We start from the raw sequence: 19,967 nt of genomic DNA, 5'->3' as shown, positions 1-19,967 counted from the left end.
GAAGACCGGCCAGCAAGTATTAGATTGCACGCCCCAGGTAACGAATACGGCTATGCGTCTGTGATTTACCCCCTCATAGCGCGTACTCGTCGTAACTGCCTTGCCTTACATCTGCCCGTCGCGCGCCCTCCGCTTCAGGCGCTCATCGGCAATCCACGCCGTCGCCAAAGCCCAACGCAAGGCCGGCCAAGCACCATAAGCATTTCCCTTGCCAGCCTTGAACGTGAAGGTTCGAACACCGTAGGACTCTTGCTCTTCACTCAATCGGACACTGGGCCAGAGCTCGCCACACAGTGCGCGCAGGTCGTCTATGGCCGCCTGGTCATGCAGCTGGCACCCTTCAGACATTAAGGCTCTCCGAGAGACGCTGACCCAGTCGGCAGCGATCGACGCCAGTCGGGGATCCTCCCTCACAAGGTACTCATCAATCCCTCGAGCGAGCCCCACGTCACGGGGGACTTCGATGCTGCCCCCCATCCCGAGTGCACCCAGTGTTCGAGCATTGAATGCCGAGAGCGCTTCTACTACCGATTCGACCTGCCGTTTCGTCGTGCCAAGGCGCTCAGCAATCCAAGACGTATCTGCACTCTCCGCCAGTGCTCGCAGGATGCGGGCGACACTCGACCAAGATAGGTCACCTGTATGCTTCGCCGGATGCGGCGGTTCTGGCAGATACATGCCTGATGACTGTGATGGCGATAGTCGCAGCATTCTTGCTACAAAGGCGCGCGATCCATGCACGCCGGCTCGCCTTGCGCCGTCGATCGTCTTGAGGGAAAGGCCGCTTACTCCTGCAGAGCCCTGTCTTGAACCCACCGCCTGGAGTGAGCCATCCAGCGACAGATATGCCCCTGGCTCGCTGAGGTAACTTACCAGTGGCGTGACCATCAGCGCGTGCCCGTTCAAGCGCATCGCCGCCGCCATGTCCCTCGCCCGGGGGTGAGGCAAAGCCATGGCCGCGATGTGTCGCAACCTGACTTTCCGTTTGCGCAGCCAGTAGGTTCTACCCTTCTGACGCTGGGTGCTCCATTTGATTAGGGACCCGATGCGATCGAAGATGGTCCGCAACTCATAGCGGGTGCCAACGGGCTGTCCCGGGATCTGGAACATCGGAATGCTCGACCTGCTTTCGACAGGGGTCCCAACACAGGCCTTGGCATGCCACCCTGCGAACCATGATCCGTACTTGCTCCAATGCCCGCCCTCCAGAGGAATGTAGCCCGCCGCCGTTGGTGTCTTGATGGATGCAAAACGACCTGTACTTCTCAACAGGATATAGTCCTGGCAGGAACCGAGGACGACATCATCCAAGGTCAGTCCGTGAATAGATCGCGGACGAGCACCGGAGGATTCTGCAAGAAGAGCGGCGGCCAGACAGCATTCCGTGTACCGTCTTTCCGTTGGGTCGGCGTCGGTCTTCCCGAGCGCTAGGACGTTGGCATAGAGTTCATCCAACACACGAGACGTCTCTGAGTCACTGAGCATCGCAGGATCACCTGCTGGTGTTTGCCGGCCATGTACTCGATAAAGGAGATGCCATGTCGGCTCTTTCACTTCGTAGCGCAATGCTGCGAACCGGAAGAATCGACTCAGTTCTTCCACTACCTGTTGGTGGCTTGAGCGCTTCGACCTCTTGAAGGCCGCGCTACATAGCGCTGTGACCTCGTCTTCAGATAGCGCTGTGAGCAGTTCGTCGGGTTCCAGCTCTCTCAGAACGGGCTCTATTCGATGGTACGTCTTCCGGATAGTCGACAGCGCTTGCCCTCCGGCACTACGCGGCCCGCCTAGCCGAAGCAGGTGCCAGACGTACTCCAAGAGAAGCCGACCCTTCGTCGGTTCAGTCCCAGCCCTTGCAAGAGCGTCTTCTACGAGCCTACGAAGTTGTAGCCGGCGTTTGTTCGGCGGTTCCGCGGGTTGGCCAAGTATCGTCTCAGAGAAATCGTGATCGAAGGCGCGCATTACTTCCGCGATGTGGCGAAGTGCACGATGAGCGGGGTTCGCACGCATGGGAGGTGATGCCAGCGTCTCGTCCAGGCTCTCATCCCCATTTGGGGAAGGATCCGGCGTGGTGAGCTCATCAATGACACCCCTGGCACGTCCGCAGGAGACCGCTGCCGGAATTGCCGCGCCACTGATTACTAGTCGTTCCGGTCCGTTGGCGAGAATTAGCTTTGATGTGTTCGCCGTCGCGATGAATCGCTGCAGAAGCTCTCGGTTAGCGACGCCGGCGGAGCTCAGGGAAGGTACCAGCTCTGCGATGAACGAGGCTAGGCGAGAACCTTGACGCTGGGCCAGCAACTCGACCGCCTGCTTCCAGCCTGTTTTCTGAACAAGACGCACTGCCAAGATGGCCGAGTCTCCGTAGAGCATTGCATGACCTTTCTGGAACGGCACTCGGACGTTCCACTCTTGGTTGTTCGCATGCTCCATGCTGTCGAGTGATCTGAGTACGTCCAGGACCTCATCCCAAGCACTGCATGTCGAGTGCATCAAGAGAGATAGCGCCGTCATCGCCGCCAGCTCTATCGCCTCAGGTCCATCTTGGCCGGCAGTCGCGAGCTTCTTGATCAAGGCAGCCTGCACTGCATCCATCTGCGCCACCGCTATACCCAAGCCCCGGAGGAACGGGCTGCGGACCTGATGCCTGGACACAAAAGGCACTTGAGGAAGATGGACGCGGCAGTTGTGCAGTCTGGCGACCCGCAAGAGTCCTTCCCGCAGCAGTCGAGCCGCCACATACCGATCATCGGGTCCGTAGGGACTTTTTGCGAATGGCGCCAGAATGGCTTCTACATGACGCCTGAGAATGTTCGGCTGGTTACGCTCGCCAAGGCGAGCGGGCGTGAGAGCCAGACCGTAGTTGGCCAAGGTGATCCGGTATTCCGGAAGGACTAGCTCAATGCCCGCCTTCAAGACTTCCAAGACTTTAGGCTTCAGTCTGTCCATCGATTCAGACAGCGCCACGTTGATAACAGTGTACGCGCGGGCAATTGCCTGATCGTGTTCCACATGCTTCTCACTCCAGTCACAGAGTGGTAACAGGGGAGCAATCTCAGCGGGATCTTTAGGTAGCGTCCCACCCTCCCAACCACTTTGGTCGAGCCACTTGTCCAAAAGTGGGGCCAACTCGTGCCCGAGCTTATAGGCAGGATGAGGGGCAGAATCGGACGTCGCATGATGGGCATGGGATAGCCAGCCCATTTGGAAGTATCTCAACTCGGGATCCACTCGCTCCTGGATCAGGAATTGGCATAGCCCATGTCGATGAACGTTGGGGCGATCGCCCCATAGCTGGCTCAACGACGTCAGTGTCTCTCGAATTTTGCATGGGCGTTGCTGACCAGCGTCCGCTGGTAGCTCAAAGAGGGGTGAAGCGCCTGCAAGCACTGAATCAGCGACGAGCCTTGCTGATCTGTTGTTGCTTCTCTTCGCTATTCGTCTCAGCTCGTCGACATACCCTTCAAGTTCGCCGACGAATCGCCACCCCGTGCATACCAAACGTGTCGCATGCGCTGGGTCGGCCTGTTTATCGTGCGCTATGGCCAGTGCATGCCTTGGAATGAAGTCGTGGAGCGTGAGCTCCAACACACTGTTGTTAGGTCGGTGACCGGTCGCTAGTAGAAAGTGGACAAGCAGCCGGTCGCGTCGCCGCTGCCAGTCCTGAAGCAGTCGATCTTCAGAGGGGCGGCCTTTGCCCCTGTGGGGGTCTCCTGCCAGCCTGGACCAGGCCTCAGCATAAGGAGGCTTGATCGGCCTCACTCTCGAGCCCAGCCAGTGATCCGCGGAACCTACCCATGTCTGCAGTCCTGGGCCTGAAAAGTTGTTTGCGCTCTCGACGGCTCTGGCGAGCTCAGCCGCAGGGTGCGCACCATAGAAGGTTGCGGCAGTAGACAGTCCAAAGGTATCGCCGAAAGCTCGCTGGGCTGCATCTATGCCCAGCGAGCCGGCCAGATGGATCGCCAAGGACAGGCGATAAGCCGACTTGGCGCAGTCCCGCACCCTCTTTGGAAGGCTCCTCGCGTCAGCCCCCAGCAACAGGGACTGTGAGCTATCAGGGTATTTCTCTTCCCTAAGTCGGAGTAGCTGCTCAAGCAGATCCACGCATTGGCCTGACAGCGGGAAGATGATGTCACCCCCCGTCGGGAGCCATCTTGAATCGCCTTCTTGAGGCAGGAAGTAGTTTGGGGGCAACACCTCTGGGCGACGGAAGGCTTGAATGGCTAGATCAATGACAGGAACACCACTTGCTGCAGCCGGCCCGAAGCCAATCCGAAGTGCCTCACGACTACTCAGTCCAACCTCGATTGCAAGCACCTCAAGCATGCCGAGCTCCGCCTCCAAGACATCCTTGGCTCGTAGCGCGAACTGTGTTGTGGAGAGCGCCAACTCCCAAGCTCGCTCCCGGAGATCCGCTGGAAGGACGTTCTCTTGCGGCCTAAGCAGGTCGGGGGCGCCCTGCCGGCTCATATGGGCCGACCAGTCCATGGCGAACCTCAACTTGCCACTCCGGATCACCTGCTTCACGTCCACGGACGACCCGATGCAGTAGGGCCCTTCATCGGGGTCCTCACCGGGCTGATCGCCTGGAGCTTCGGTGAGCGGACTTGGCAGGTGCAACGGGCTATCTACCAGTTCGTCCGGATCTGACGCCCCTCGGTCATCACGGGCGAACAGTGAGTGACAGTACGCCTCCAGCTCACTCTTCCAGAGCGGATCAAAAGTCTTATGCCCGGTAATACCAAGGTCAGAGTCTTGAGATCGAAGCCGCAGCATCTTCGCCAAGAGCAAGGATGGACCGGCGCAGTCGCCCACGGTCTCGTTCAGCTTCGAATGGCCCCTGAGTCCACGAATCGCCCCAGTGAGCTCGAGAACCATTTTTTCGCGCCCACCGGACAAGTGGGCTTCCAGCGCGAGCCAAGACAGCGTCCAGGCGATGCGATGCTTAGGGCGTTCGCGCAGGGACAGAAGGAAGGTGGCTAGCGGAAACTCCTCAGTACTGAGATCGCGGCCAAGGGAGTTGTTGGAGGCTCGCTCGACGAGCTCGTTCCCGTATCGCGCCGAATGAGCCAAGACACGAGGGAAAAGGTGTGCCTCCGCGGGAGCGTTTGCCAGCACGTTTCTGAGCCCTTGGCACAACGGACCCTGCCAAGCCGGCAACGCAATAGGCAGCCTCATTGTGCAAGGCCAACTGACCAGCTCCTTGAGACTGGCTGAAGCGCCAGCCTGAGCATCCATGCGTGCCACTACTCACCCACGACAACCTATGTGTGACACAAAATACCAGCGAAGCCCCCAACGTCAATGGACGCAGCATACCTTTTTGCATCATCGCATCCGACAAGCGTGATATTTATTTCTTAATTGAATCAATAATTTAAGATATCATGATGCATCTTATTTCTTTTTTAAATTCTTCTAAGTAGACTTTGGATAGTGGCTTCCGAAGCCAGGTCGGGGGTTCGAATCCCTCCGGGCGCGCCATCTTCTCTTGGCATCCAGGCATCCCGTCGCGAAAGCGCGATACCCTCGCGGCACTGGGTCCGTGGCCGCCTCGCCTGCCGTGCGCGCGACGTCCTGCCCTTGACCGACTGTCGCCGATGTCCGACCTGGAAGCCCGCGCGCTGGATCTGTTCGACAAGTACGTCGACCTCACGCCGTCGCAGCGTTCCGCCGCCCTCGCACGATTGAAGGATCGCGAACCCGCGCTCCACGACGCGTTGCTGCGCCTGTTGTCCGCCGACGCGGCTACACATCCGCTCGAAGTCGCGGCGTTCGACCTCCTGGGCGAGGTGTCCACGAGGGACGATGCCGACGACGCGTCGGCGCGCATCGGCAACCGGCTGGGCCCGTGGCGGATCGATCACGTGCTGGGATCGGGCGGCATGGGTACCGTGTACGGCGCCAGTCGTGCCGATGGCCAATACGAGAAGCAGGTCGCACTGAAGTGCATGCGCACCGAGATGTCGTCGCCCGCGCTGATCGATGCGTTCATGCGCGAGCGCAACCATCTCGCGCAACTCGATCACCCGCATATCGCGCCATTGCTGGACGGCGGCGTCGAGGCCGACGGCAGACCCTGGTTCGCGATGCGGCTCGTGCACGGCACCGCCATGGACCTGTGGGCGGACCAGCAGCGGCTGGGACTCAAGGAGCGCATCCACCTGCTGCTGCAGGCGTGCCAGGCACTGCGGTACGCACACGATCGCCGCGTGCTGCACCAGGACATCAAGCCGGGCAACCTGCTGGTGTCGACCGACGGCCGCGTACACCTCGTGGATTTCGGTCTGTCGGCGGTGACCGGCAGCCTGCACGGCGCCGTCGCCCCACGGGTCGCCGTGTCCAATGGCTACACCGCGCCGGAAGTGCTTTCCGGCGGCGCGGCGTCGGTCGCCAGCGACCTCTATTCGCTCGGCGTAATGCTTTACCAGTTGCTCGTCGGCGACTGGCCGCGTCCCCTGCTTCCGTTGCACGCCAGCTTCATCGGACGCCCTTCGGTGGCACCTGCCCGCGCTCCGTCCGCGCTGGCGATGTCGACCTCGCCGGAACTGGCGGTGAAGCGCGACTGCCAGGACCTCCGCCACCTGAGCAAGCGGCTGCAGGGCGATCTGGACGCGATCGCCCTGAAGGCCGTCGCGTTGAAGCCGGAGGACCGGTACGCCAGCGTCGGTGCGCTGATCGACGACCTGGAACGCTGGCTCACGCGGCATCCGGTGACCGCCCGCGGCCATCGGCGCGCGTACGTGCTCGGACGTTTCCTGCAACGCAACGCGCTCGCCAGCGCGCTGGCGGCGAGCGTGTTCGTCGTGGGTGCCGCCGGTGCCGGTGTGCTGGGCTGGCTGCATCGCCAGGACCGGCAGACGCTTCACGACACCCAGGCGGTCTCCTCCGTGTTCGAGCAGACCCTCGGCAGCGCGACCTTGTCGGGACTGGCGGACACGCGCCCTTCGTCCCGCACGCTGCTGGAAAAGACCGAATCAGGCCTGCGTGCGCTCTCGCTGGATGCCAGCCCTGCCATCAAGGCCCGGGCGCTCGCGTCACTGGCGCGCAGCTACGCAGCGCTGGGCGACTACCGGCATGCGCTGGCACTGGCGGGCGAGGCCCATCGCCTGCTGTCGAACGAGACGGTGGGCGATACCGAAACCCGGGCCATGCTGGCGATGCTGCTCAACCTGCAGGCGCGTCACGCAGAGGCGCGCGATGTCGCCACGCAGGGACTGCAGCGTTCGACGTCAACGCAGACGAACGCGAACCCGTCCACGCTCGCGCTGCTGGCCGAGCTCGCGCGCGCCCACTGGGGACTGTCGGAGTACGACGCCGCGTTCGATGCACTCGCATTCGCGCAGCGCAGCGCTGCCGGCACGTCCTCGCAGGCCGCCCTCGACATGCAGGTGGAACTGCTCGTGCTTCGCGCCCAGTGGCATCTCCAGTTGCTGGACCTGGCAGCCGCGGACATCGACCTGCGGAGTGCAGCCCGCGCGGCGTCCGCCCGTGCCCCGGCCGTGCAAGAGAGTGTCGGCGAGGCCAGGCTTCCGCTGCTGATGATGCAGGAGCGTTACGCGGAGGCGTCCGAACGGGCCACGACATTGCTCGACGCGCGCCGCCAGCGTCTGGGGCCGCACCATCCCGACACGGCACGCAGCCTGCGGCTGCAGCTCGACGTCGCCTCGCGAACCCCCGGCAACGCTCCCCTCGCGACCACCGCGGCGCAGGCAGCACGCGACGCCATCCTCGCCACCTACGGTGCCCGGCATCCGGAGTACGCACAGTTGTTGCTGCTCGAGGCCCGCATCGCATCCCGCGACGATGCACGCATGGGCGTGTCGCTTGCACGGCAGGCCGTCCAGTTGCTGGAGAGCACGCTGGGTCCGCGTCATCCCGTGACGCTGGATGCGAAGGAGGAACAGGCGATGGCATTGCTGGCGTTCGCCAGCCGCGCGCCCGCCTCATCCGCCCCGCAGCCGTTGCGCGAGGCAGCCGGGCTGCTGCAGGAAGTCATCCATGCCACCGGGCAGCGCCACTGGCCCGCGCCCGGCGCCAGACACCTGCTGGCGCAGGTGCTGCTGCAACGCGCCCGCCTTGACGGCCCGGCGTCGGTCGCGGATCGGCGCCAGGCCGAAACCCTGCTGCAGGACGCGCTGGTGGAAGCGAGCCGGCACTTCGGCGCGCGCCATGCCACCACCACCACGATCCGCGCGACGCTGGTGCAGGACTATCAGCCGGAGGCGGTCGAGGCCACCGCCGCCGCGCCCCGATCATCGCCCCCGTAATGCCCCGTCGCGGAAGGCCCTGCGCCGTCGCGCCGGGCCTGGCGTCAGTACGTGCCGACCAGGTTCAGGAACCAGCCCTTGTGGTCGTAGTCGAAGTCGGTCAGGTCGTCGCTGAAATCGGTGAAGTTGTAGCCCACGCCGATGCGGAAATTCTTGCCGAGGTCGCGATCGACGCCCAGCAGGACGCCCTGCTTCGAGCCGCCATCGTCCACGTCGAGCCAGCGGTACTCCGCCAGCGCGTGCCACTTCGTCCGCAGGTCGTACCGCACCTGAGCCGCGCCGAACGTGGTGGCCGAATCCAGCCACACGCCCGTGCCGCGCCCCATGCGCACTTCGCCTTCGCGACGCGCCAGCTTGCCGGCGAATTCCCAGCGCTGGTCCAGCTTGTACACGCCTTCGGACGACAGGATCTGCGACTTCTGGTCGTAGTCCGCACCACCCACCTGTCCCAGTGTGGCCAAGTCGTACAGGTAGGTGTAACGGCCGAACAGGCCCCAGCGCTGGTTGTCCCAGGGACGGTAGGCGAAGCCCACGTTGCCTTCGATGAAGCGGGCGCTGGCCAGCGGATCGAGCTGGTCGTCGGTGTCGGCGTAGTTCAACCGCGCCGCGATGCGCCAGCTCTCGTTGAACTTGTGCGTCAGCCGGTTGGTGCTGACCCACTGCTCGCGCTGCTCGGCTCCGTTGTCCTCGCGCCACTCCAGCTTGCTCTGCCAGTCGGTATCCGGCGACGTACGTCCACCGGAGACGCTGATCGCGCGGCGATCGACGTTGCCCCCGGCCGTGTTGGTCAGTTCGCCGTCGGAGAGCGTGAACCCCATGTTCCAGCCCTGTGCCGGATAGAAATCCATGCCGAAGGTGTGCGCCAGGCCGGAGGCGTTGCGCTCCTTCAGGAACTGGCTCTCGTTGTACAGGTTCACCTGGTTGGACAGGCGCCAGCGCTGTCCCAGCGTCCAGCCATTCTGGGCGCTGCGATTGAACACCGAATCGTAGTCGGTGGTATCAGTCGAGTAGGTGTAGGCGCCGTAGACCGAATGTTCGGCGGTCAGCCGATGCTCGGCGTTGACAGTGGCGGCTTCGCCACGGTCGCCCGTGGTGAGTTCGGCGCCCACGGACGACTGGTTGCCGTACAGGTACTTGCCACCCAGGGTCAGTGCGTTGTTGTCGGCGTACTGGCCGCCATCGTCGTCCAGCGTCACCTGCCCGATGCCGTAGAGCTCCAGCGAGCTGCCGAAGCGGCGCAGGTATTTCAATGCACCCAGCGTGCCGGCGGCGTCGGCCGCGGTGCCTTCCTGATCCACGCGGCGGACTTCCGCACTGAACGTGCTGGCGTCGTCGACGCGCCATTCCAGCGTGGCCTGTGCCTGCGTCAGCGATTCCGCCCCGCTTTCGGCGCGGGTGTAGCGCGTGTACAAACCCAGGTTGGGCGTGAACTGGCCGAGCAGCTCGGCGCCGTATTCGGTCACCGGACGGCCGGTGTCGTAGCGCGAGATGGAGTAGCCGGCGCTGGTGTTGCGCCACCAGGCGCCCACGCTCCAGTCCTGCTCCGTCCAGCCCAGTTCCTTGAAGTTGGCGCGGGCCTCGAGCGACTTGGCCTCGCCTTCGCGGAACAGCGCAGTGTCGTTCTGCTGGATGAAGCTCAAGCCGCCATTGTCGGAGAAGAACACCGGCGCGCCGAACGATTCGGTCTGCGCGTACTCGGCCTTGATGTAGGTGCCCTTGCCGGCCTGCAACGTCAGGTCGCCGGCGGCGAGCGTGTAATCCTCGCCCGCGCGGTTCTCCTGCACGTAGGTCGCGCCGACGCCGACATGGTTGCCGAACCAGTGCTTGCCACGGAAGCCTGCGGTGACATCGTCGGCATCGAAGCCCGACGGCACCCATTCGTAATCCACGATCAGCCGCTGCTCGAAGCCGTCCAGCGGAGTGTCGCGCGTGAGCGTGGGCGTGTTCTCGCGGGTGATCTGCGACAGCGGACGCGTCAGCAGCACGCGACCCTGCAACTCGTCGATCTCGTAGTCGGTGCCGCGCTGCAGGACCACGCGTTTTTCGGTGCGGCCAGTGGTCAGGTCGCGGATTTCGAGTGTCACCACGTCCGAACCCGGCAACAGGTCCGTATGCCGCAGGTAGTACAGGCTGCCGCCGGTACCGATGAACTCGTTGTGGCCCGGTGCGGTTTCCGCCTGCGAGCCGAACACGCGCAGTTCGGTGCCGGGATCGCCCCAGCGGTTGGTCGCGTTCGAGCGCCAGTTCAGCGCCGCGCCGTACAGCGAGCGCTGGTACTGCGCGTACTCGGTGCCGGTGATACCGGTGCTGTAGTTGCCCCACAGCGCCTGGTTCTTGTCCCAGTCCACGCGCAGGTAGAAGCGGCCCATCGTGTCCACGTCGCGGTACGTCGTGGAGTCGTCGCCATAGACCGGGTAATAGAGGTCCGGATCGAGGCGACGGAAGATGTCCTGCGGATCGGCCTGGGTAAAGCCGTCGAACAGGCGTTCGAGATCGCGCTGGGTGGTGTCGGCCTGCGCGGTGACGAGGTACTTGCCCGCGTACTTGGCCTTGCCATAGAACGCGAGGCGACCGTCGCTGATCACGTCGTCCTGGTAGCGCGTGTCGTTGGCGAATGCGGCGCCCGAGCCGCTGACCTTGTTCTGCGAGACGGTGACGTCGGCCAGGCCGACGCCGAAGAAATAGCGGCCGGTGACGTCCACGTCCAGTGCATGCGTCGCGGCACGCCGCGTGTCATCACCACCACCGCCGGTTTCGCCCACCCCGATCTCGAAGCGGTGACGACCCACCGGCACCAGATACTCGGCGACGAACTTGCGCTCCAGGTCCACCGGGTACTGCTCACCGTTGATGGTCAGCTGCGCGCCGTCGGGGATGTTGCGGCCCTGGATACGGATGCGGGAGCCGTACATCGGGATGTTCTGCTGGCGCAGCCCGTTGCCGGCGAACACGTCGTCCAGTTGGCGCTGCGCCTGCGCCTGCTCGCTCGACAGCGATGTGCCGAGGGCACGCTCGGCGCTGTCGCGCAGCAGGGTGGCGCCGCGCTCAGCCTCTTCGGGAGAAACCAGCTGCAGCGTGCGTGGATACGTCTCATCGAAGCTGTCGCCCTCGCCGTAGGCGCGCAGCACATAGACCAGCTCGTCGCCCTTGCGGAACGGATACCTGGCCGGCAGGGCGCCATCCCAATCGGCCCGGGTCACGCCGGCCAAGTCCAGCGGTACGGTGGCGATCGGCTCGATCAGATCGGCATCGCTGCTTCGATAGATCGAGATCTCCAGGCGCTTGATGAAGGCCGGATAGTTGCCACGCACGTAGAACTGCACCGGCCTGGTGATGCGCTGGCCGTCGAACGACACGATGGTCGGCGCGGACACCGACAGTTCCGGCTGGCCGAGCGTGGGATCCTCGGTCGCCCAGATGGCGCCGCCGCCAGGCAGATCGATGGAGAACTTGCCCATCGCCGTCGCCTTGCCCGGCTGTTCGGTTGCCACGGTAACCCGGCGATCAGGCTGCAAGGCCGGGGACGAGGACTGTTCGTTGGTGCCCTGGGTGACCGGCCTGTCGTAGCTGCGCGTGCGTAGCCGGAACAGCAGGCCCTCCTCGCCCGCGCACTGTTGGCCATCGCATTCCACCGGCGTCGCCGCACCGTCGGCCTTCACCGGCGCCGGCGAGGGCGCCTGCGCGGCGGCGACCGGAGCGGCACCAGCCAACAGGCCGATCAGCGTGTAGTCCAGCAGCTTCATCTTCATACGCTTCTTCATGATCCGCCCCTTCACTTGCGCACGCCGACAGGGGCTGTCGGATCGTTACTGGATTCCACGCGAACGTGTGCGCGCACCTCCGGGCTCAGTCGCTTGGCAAGGGCTTCGTAGACTGCTTTTGCGCGACGCATGCCAAGGGCGGTGTTGTACGCATGCGAACCCCGCACGTCGGTGTGGCCGACGATGGCGATGCTGCCGCCGCCCCGCTTCTCCAGTGCGGCCGCCACCTTGTCCAGCAACGGCTCAAACTCGGGGCGGATCGCTGCCTTGTCGGTATCGAACAGCACCGTACCCAGCAACGCGCCGCCTTCATCCACGCCAACGACTAGCGAACCGGGGTCGTCGACGTTACCGCGCGCACTGACCACCAGTGCCTGCGCGACGGCCGGTTCCAGCGTCTCCAGCAACGCCGCCTTGACGGCGTTGGCACGTTCGAACGCCAGTGCCTCGGCATCGCCGTTGGCGCTGATCACCACCTCGCCGCCCCCGTGCTTGCGCACCTGGGCCGCCATCGCTTCGATCACCGGCCGGTACTGCGCGCGGACCTCGGCGCTGCCGGGCGCGAAGAACACCTCGCCCAGCTCCAGCTCCACCTGCTCGCTGCCATCCTCGATCACCTGCTCCGGCAGCTTCACGCCGAAGTCGAAGCGGACCGGCACACCGGGAGTGATCCGGCGGAGCAGCGGGTTGTCGGTGGTGAATTCGGCACCGGAGGGCAGCGTGGACGGGTCGACCTTCAGGATGAAGTTGCGGCCACGCTCCCATGCGCCACCCGACACGCCTGCCAGGTGGTAGCGCCCGTACTGGTCGGTTTCGATCAACAGGCCTTCCACCGATGCGATACGCACACCGGGGATGCCGCGCTCGTCGATGCCGGTGTTGCGGATGACGTAGTCGACCACGTAGCCGCCCTCGCCCTGCGCCACGCGGCGCTCGACGGTCGGTGCAGCCGCGGTCAGGCCCTTGGCGGCATCGCCGGACTGCTCGACGCGCGTGTTGCCCGCGGCATCCATGCGCACCGTGACGCCCTGGTCGCTGGTCAGCACGAAGTCGTCGGTGAAGGCCAGTTCGCTCAACCGCTGCCGGATGACCACTTCATGGGCATCCACCGGATCCGCGGGCGACTGGCGACCGCTGATCGTGCCGACGGCGATGCCGTGCAGCATCGGCGAGCTGGCATCCGGCTCGGGCTGCGGGCCCGCACCGTGGTCGACGGTGGTCGAGTTGGCGATGTAGGCACCCGGTGCGAAGCCGCCCTGTACCTTCACGCCACCCAGCGTGGCGCTGTCCTGCCAGCCGTCGCCGTCGCGGTCGTTGAAGACCGTGCCGACCAGCAGGCTGTCATCCAGCATCGCATCGGCGGTCAGCAGTACTTCCGCCGTGGCCACGTTCGACACCGGCTCATCGATCGACGAACGCACCTGCGCCTGGTTGACGTGGGCGCCCGGACGGACACCCGCGCCCACCCGCAGCACGTAGACCAGCGTGGCGGTCTCGCCGGCACGCACGTCCACGCCAGCGAAGCGCAGCGGCCGGTTACCCGTGACCGTCACCATCCGGTCGGCATCGGCTGCCAGCAGCGAACCTTCGACATAGCTGAAGCCAGCCGCCGGCGTGTCCACGATGCTGCCGTTGACCAGGTCGGTGCTGCCCACGTTCTCCACCGTCAGCGTGTAGCGGACCAGGTCGCCGATGCGCACTTCGCGCACGCCGGCCGACTTGCTCAGGCGGATCTCCGGCAGGCCGACCAGGTGCTCGGTGCTGCAGGTCTGGCAGGTCGGCGGCGGATCGGTCGGATCCGCGCTGTTGGCTACGACCACGTTCGTCACGCGACCCGTCACCGAGGCATTCACGGTGGCCGTGTAGGTGAACGTCTGCGTACCCACCGGCGTACCGGCCGGCACGATGCAGGTCATCGTCGTGCCGTTGTAGGCGCAACCAGCCGGCATGGCGCCCAGCGTCAAGCCGCGATCCGGCGTGTCCACGAGGGTCACGGCGGAATCCAGGGCCGCCTGGCCAACCTGCACCGACAAGGTGTAGGTGATCACCTGGCCAGGCTGCACGGTCGCGCCGTTGGCGGGATCGGAGCTCTTGTTCACCACCACCGTCGGCGTCGCCACTGGCGTCTCGACGTCGCACTCGTTCGCGCACACCGGGTTGTCGGTACCCGTACCGACCACCGCATTGCGTACCACGCCGCTTGCCTGGCCATTGACCGTCGCGGTGTAGGTGACCGTGTAGACGCCCGGCACCGTGCCCTCCGGCAGCGTGCACACCAGCGGACTGGTCGCGCCGCAGGTGTAGGCACCCGCCGCGGTCACCGCACCGAACGTCAGGCCTGTGCCCAGCGTGTCGGTCAGGGTGATCACGCTGGAGGTCGGTGCCGCCGCCACCGTCGCAGTCAACGTATAGGTGATCACGTCACCCGCCACCACGCGGGTCTTGCCTGCCGGCAGCACGGCCGACTTGCCGTAGCTGACGATGGCCGGCAACGGCTCGGTCACGATGGTTTCTGTCTGGCACGCGCCCTGGCAGGTCGGGGCGTCATCGCCCGTCGCCACCACCACGTTGCGGACGAAGCCGGTCGCCAGCTCGTTCACGATGGCCGTGTAGGTCACCAGATAGGTGCCCGGCGCCGTATTCGCCGGCAGCGTGCACACCAGCGGGTTGCCCACGCCGCAGCTCAGGCTGCCCGCCGTCACCGTGCCCAGCGTCAGGCCCTGGCCCAGCGTGTCGGTCAGCGTGACCGGCGACGTGGTCGCGGCATCGCCGACCACGACCTGCAGGTTGTAGGTGAGGGTATCCCCCACCGAGACCTCGGTCTGGCCTACCGGGAGGACGACCGACTTGCTGAAGGTCACCGCGGGGTTCTGCACCGGGGTGTCGATCGTGGTCGTGCAGCCCGCATTCGTGCTGCCCGCCGGGCAGGCCGGACTGCTCACCACCGCCGTGTTGCGGATGTTGCCCGCATCGGCGTCGGCCTGCGTCACCGTGTACGTACCCACCAGCTGGCAGGTCGCACCCGGCGCCACGCTGGCGCAGCTGATGCTGGACGGGGTGATCAGCGCATCGTTCACCACCACGCCGGTCAGCGTCGTGTTGCCCGTGTTGCTCAGCGTGATCGTGTAGGTCAGCTCGTCGCCCACCGCGACCGCACCACCGGTGCTGTCTCCGGTCAGCGCCTTCACCAGGCTCTGGTCCGGCGTCTGCGGCACCGGGGTGTTGATCGTGGTCGTGCAGCCCGCATTCGTGCTGCCCGCCGGGCAGGCCGGACTGCTCACCACCGCCGTGTTGCGGATGTTGCCCGCATCGGCGTCAGCCTGCGTCACCGTGTACGTACCCACCAGCTGGCAGGTCGCACCCGGCGCCACGCTGGCGCAGCTGATGCTGGACGGGGTGATCAGCGCATCGTTCACCACCACGCCGGTCAGCGTCGTGTTGCCCGTGTTGCTCAGCGTGATCGTGTAGGTCAGCTCATCGCCCACCGCGACCGCACCACCGGTGCTGTCTCCGGTCAGCGCCTTCACCAGGCTCTGGCCCGGCGTTTGTGTGATCGGCGTGCTCGTCGTGTCAGGCGGCGAGGTCACCGACGGACCCGTCGGCGGCGTGCCCGTCGCGGTCGCACTGTTGTTCACCACGCCGGCATTCACTTCCGCCTGCGTGATCGTGTGCGTGCCCGTGCAGGTCGTGTCCTCACCCGGGGCCAGCGTCGTCACCGGGCACACGGCCGCCGCGTCAAGCTGCGCGTCGTTCACCACGATGCCCGTGATCGTCACGTTGCCCGTGTTGGTCACCAGGAAGCTGTAGGCGATCGTGCTGCCCGCCGTGCTGCCCGTCGGCGTGCCGGCCGTCTTGACGATCGTCAGACCCGGCGCCGAGGCGATCGGCGTGCTCGTCGTGTCAGGCGGCGAGGTCACCGACGGACCCGTCGGCGGCGTGCCCGTCGCGGTCGCACTGTTGTTCACCACGCCGGCATTCACTTCCGCCTGCGTGATCGTGTGCGTGCCCGTGCAGGTCGTGTCCTCACCCGGGGCCAGCGTCGTCACCGGGCACACGGCCGCCGCGTCAAGCTGCGCGTCGTTCACCACGATGCCCGTGATCGTCACGTTGCCCGTGTTGGTCACCAGGAAGCTGTAGGCGATCGTGCTGCCCGCCGTGCTGCCCGTCGGCGTGCCGGCCGTCTTGACGATCGTCAGACCCGGCGCCGAGGCGACGACGACGGTCGCGACGGCACTGTCGCAGGTCACGGGAACCGTCGCGGGAATGGTGCAGATCTGGTAGGGATAGCTGTAGCTGCCCGCAGCGGTGTTCGCAACCACGGTGATGGTGCCATTGGCATTCATCGTGATGCTGCCAACCGCGGGAACAGGCGCCGCACCCGGCGTCAGCGTGACATTGGTGCCGATGACCGCCGCCACATTGTTGGTGGTGTCGTTGGCGATGACGCTGGCTGTCGTGCCACCCGCGGCAGGAACGTTATAGCTATCGTTCACTGCGTCGATGGTCGGCCTCACCGTCGTGACTACCGGCGGCGTGGTGCAACCGGTGCCCACGCAGTCCGGGTCACCACCGCCGGTCACCACCGCCGTGTTCGACACGCTGGGTGCCGCCGAGGCCGCCGGTGTCACGTTGATCGTGAAGCTCACCGTGTTGCCCGGCGCCACGTTCGTCAGACCCGCCGACACTTGGCAGGACACGTTCTGGCCACTGATCGAGCAGCCGGCCGCCGAATTGATCGTCAGCCCCGCCGGCACCGTATCGGCCACCGTGGCGATGTTTGTGGTCGGCGCGGTGCCGTTGTTGGTCACCGTGAGCACATAGTTGTAGGCCGTGCCCACCACCGCCGTCGCCGGACCGCTCTTGGCGATCGACAGGTTCGGCACCACCACCCTGACCGTAGCGCTTGCATCGTTATTGTCAGGGTTCGTATCCACCACGCCGACGGGGACCGTCACACGGGCGCTGTTGATGACCTGGGTCTGCGCCAGCACCGGCGCCGCGGCCGCACTGCAGAGAGCCAATGCTCCAAACGCAAGAATGGAGGCGCTCTTCTGGGCCAAACGACGGAGGTGAGTGAAGACGTACACGGTGGTCCCTTACGCTGGATCGGGAGAACGGCCAGCCGGGACTGCCTCCCCCAAGGCTGTCTTGAAAGTCGCATTACCCCTCGGCGGCTCGATTGGCCAACCTGCACGGGCATACGTCACACATCGCACTTCGTTTGGTGAAGCGGACATCCCTCACAAATAAGTGAGATGCCTATTACACATTTACTTTAATTTAACGTCAACTCATTGACGTCAATAGGTAAGTACGTGAACTTCATCACAGAAGCGAAGCGAGGCGGCGTCAAAAGCTCGCCAAGACCGACCGAAGGCCGGTCCTGACGGATCAGCGGCGGCGGATCGACCGGCCACGACGGTTACCCCGCCGGTCCGGGTGCAGGCAGGCAGGGGCTGTGGAAGGGGATAACAGCGGGGAAGCGCCGGCTTGGCCGGCAGACGATCAGTCGCTCTGCAGTTCGGCGACGAAGTCGTAGGCGTCGCCGCGATAGTACGACCGGGTGGATTCGACGACCCGGCCATCCTCCAGGAACGCCCGGCGCTCGACCAGCAGACCCGGGGCTCCGACCGGCAGCTCGAGGTGGCGGGCCGCCTCCTCGTCCAGGGCCACGGCACGCAGGCGCTGCAGGGCGCGGCGTGGACGATGACCGTACGCGTCCAGCGCCTCATATAAAGAAGTGGTCACGCTGTCGGGATCCGGCAGCAGCGCGTACGGCACCAGCGTCCGCTCGATCGCGATCGGCGAACCGTCCACATGACGGAGGCGGTACATGCGCACCACGCCACTTCCGGGCGAGAGGTTCAGCGCCATCGACTCTTCCGGCGTTACTTCGCCGACCGAACGCTCCAGGAACTTTACCTGCGGGTTCAACCCGCGCTCGCGCAGGTCGTCGGTGAAGCTGGTCAGCCGCGAGAACTGGCGAAGGATGCGTTCGGCGACGAAGGTGCCGGCGCCCTGCCGTTGCACCAGCAGACCACTTTCGATCAGACCGGCCAGCGCCTTGCGGATGGTCACCCGCGAGAGATCGAGCAGCTGCGCCAAGTCGCGCTCGCTGGGAAGCGCCTGTCCGGGCCGCAGCACGCCGGCGTCCATCAGGTTCTGCAGCGCGCGGCGCAGGCGCAGGTAAGCCACGGCCCGGGTGGATTCACCGGTCTGCAGCCGCTGGTATTCCTCGAGCAGGTTCGTTTGCATGCGAATCAAGATACCAGTGCCGTACCAATATCGCAACAATCCCGTTGCAGTGCGGACCTGTTGGCATCTCGTGGTACCCCGGTGGTATTGTGGACACTCACTTCTGTTGCACCGAGACGCCCGTGACCGCGAAGACCCTGCCTGTCGACACCTTCGATCTCGTCATCTTCGGCGGCACCGGCGACCTGGCGCTGCGCAAGCTGCTGCCGGGCCTGCTGCGGCGCTACGCCGACGGCCAGATTCCCGAGGACAGCCGCATCATCGGTGTGGCCCGCGACAAGCAGGGCGATGCCGACTACCAGGCCAAGGTCGGCGAAGCGCTGGCCCGCCTCGCCGCCAGCGACGAGACCTTGAAGGCCAAGCTGCCCGCCTTCCTGCAGAAGCTCGGCTACCTGGCGCTGGACGCCACCAAGGATGAAGGCTGGGACGAGTTCGCCACCCGCCTGCAGTCCACCGGCGACCGCATCCGCGTGTTCTACCTGTCCACCAGCCCCACCCTGTTCGTCGCCATCTGCGACCGCCTGCGCGCGCATGGCCTGAACACCGGCAACGCCCGCGTGGTGATCGAGAAGCCGATCGGCCACGATTCGGCGAGCGCCGCGGTCATCAACGACGCCGTCGGCAGCGCATTCGCCGAAAACCAGATCTTCCGCATCGATCACTACCTGGGCAAGGAAACGGTCCAGAACCTGCTGGCCCTGCGCTTCGCCAACATCCTGTTCGAGCCGCTGTGGAACGCCAGCCGCATCGACCACGTGCAGATCACCGTGGCCGAGACCGTCGGCCTGGAGAAGCGCGCCGGCTATTACGACACCTCCGGCGCCCTGCGCGACATGGTGCAGAACCACCTGCTGCAGCTGCTGTGCATGGTGGCGATGGAGCCGCCGGCCGCGTTGCAGGCCGATGCCGTGCGCGACGAGAAGCTCAAGGTGCTGCGCTCGCTCAAGCCGATGCGCGGCGAGGATGTCGCCCACCTGTCCGTGCGCGGCCAGTACCGCGCCGGCGCCAGCAGCGGCGCCGCCGTGCCCGGTTATCTGGACGAACTGGGCAAGCCCGATTCGCGCACCGAGACCTTCGTGGCGCTGAAGGCCGAAGTCGACAACTGGCGCTGGGCCGGCGTGCCGTTCTACCTGCGAACCGGCAAGCGCCTGTCCGAGCGCGTGTCCGAGATCGTCATCGCGTTCAAGCAGATCCCGCATTCGATCTTCGAGGACAGCGCCGGCCCGGTGATGGGCAACAAGCTGGTGCTGCGCCTGCAGCCGGACGAAGGCGTGAAGCTGTGGCTGATGATCAAGGACCCCGGTCCGGGCGGCCTGCGCCTGCAGCACGTGCCGCTGGACATGAGCTTCGCCGAGGCGTTCGGCGTGCACCAGCCGGAAGCCTACGAACGCCTGCTGATGGACGTGGTGCGCGGCAACCAGACCCTGTTCATGCGCCGTGATGAAGTGGAAGCCGCGTGGGCCTGGATCGACCCGATCCTCGACGCCTGGGAGACCCAGCGCGATGCGCCCAAGCCGTACACCGCCGGTTCGTGGGGCCCCAGCGCCGCCGTGGCCCTGGTCGAACGCGACGGCCGCACCTGGCACGAAGACACCGTCTGACGCCGCCGGCCCCGCACCCGCGGGGCCTGATTCCGGCCGCCGGCCGACCTGCCTTCCCCCGGGAAGCCCCCACTCCCGAGACC

At 65.4% G+C, this 19,967-nt stretch carries 6 protein-coding genes; 2 read left to right on the top strand and 4 right to left on the bottom strand.

What is annotated here, in order from left to right:
- Positions 1-105: 105 nt before the first annotated feature.
- On the bottom strand, positions 106-5,115 hold the full coding sequence (locus CSC78_RS15745) for a hypothetical protein (protein WP_162338813.1): 5,010 nt from the start codon (positions 5,113-5,115) through the stop codon (positions 106-108).
- Positions 5,116-5,597: 482 nt separating this feature from the next.
- Here CSC78_RS15745 and CSC78_RS15740 point away from each other — a divergent pair, with 482 nt between their 5' ends.
- Positions 5,598-8,267, top strand: a complete 2,670-nt coding sequence (locus CSC78_RS15740; protein WP_162338812.1) for a serine/threonine-protein kinase — start codon at positions 5,598-5,600, stop codon at positions 8,265-8,267.
- 44 nt (positions 8,268-8,311) lie between these two features.
- Here the strand turns inward: CSC78_RS15740 and CSC78_RS15735 are convergent, their stop codons facing one another.
- The 3 genes from CSC78_RS15735 to CSC78_RS15725 all read right to left on the bottom strand — a co-directional run bounded on the left by CSC78_RS15735 (position 8,312) and on the right by CSC78_RS15725 (position 18,283).
- On the bottom strand, positions 8,312-12,028 hold the full coding sequence (locus tag CSC78_RS15735; protein WP_202924193.1) for a TonB-dependent receptor: 3,717 nt from the start codon (positions 12,026-12,028) through the stop codon (positions 8,312-8,314).
- A gap of 11 nt (positions 12,029-12,039) precedes the next feature.
- Entirely contained in the window at positions 12,040-17,049 is a 5,010-nt protein-coding gene (locus tag CSC78_RS15730) for a DUF7507 domain-containing protein (RefSeq protein WP_162338811.1), read from the bottom strand.
- A 484-nt stretch (positions 17,050-17,533) separates the two neighbouring features.
- Positions 17,534-18,283, bottom strand: a complete 750-nt coding sequence (locus CSC78_RS15725) for a GntR family transcriptional regulator (RefSeq protein WP_162338810.1) — start codon at positions 18,281-18,283, stop codon at positions 17,534-17,536.
- Positions 18,284-18,405: 122 nt separating this feature from the next.
- On the opposite strand from CSC78_RS15725, the gene zwf reads away from it, so the two are divergent.
- Positions 18,406-19,884, top strand: coding sequence for a glucose-6-phosphate dehydrogenase (gene zwf, locus CSC78_RS15720; protein WP_162338809.1), 1,479 nt, complete (start codon positions 18,406-18,408; stop codon positions 19,882-19,884).
- Positions 19,885-19,967: the final 83 nt, after the last annotated feature.

The sequence above is a fragment of the Pseudoxanthomonas japonensis genome, from assembly GCF_010093445.1.
GTDB classification, from domain to species: Bacteria; Pseudomonadota; Gammaproteobacteria; order Xanthomonadales; family Xanthomonadaceae; genus Pseudoxanthomonas_A; species Pseudoxanthomonas_A japonensis.
Note: the sequence above shows the minus strand (reverse complement) of the source record. Positions and strands in the feature narration are given on the sequence as shown.

What these genes read in the sequence shown, in the direction of transcription:
- CSC78_RS15740 (WP_162338812.1), top strand. Translation starts at nt 5,598, where the DNA reads ATGTCCGACCTGGAAGCCCGCGCGCTGGATCTGTTCGACAAGTACGTC.
- CSC78_RS15735 (WP_202924193.1), bottom strand. Translation starts at nt 12,028, where the DNA reads ATGAAGAAGCGTATGAAGATGAAGCTGCTGGACTACACGCTGATCGGC.
- CSC78_RS15725 (WP_162338810.1), bottom strand. Translation starts at nt 18,283, where the DNA reads ATGCAAACGAACCTGCTCGAGGAATACCAGCGGCTGCAGACCGGTGAA.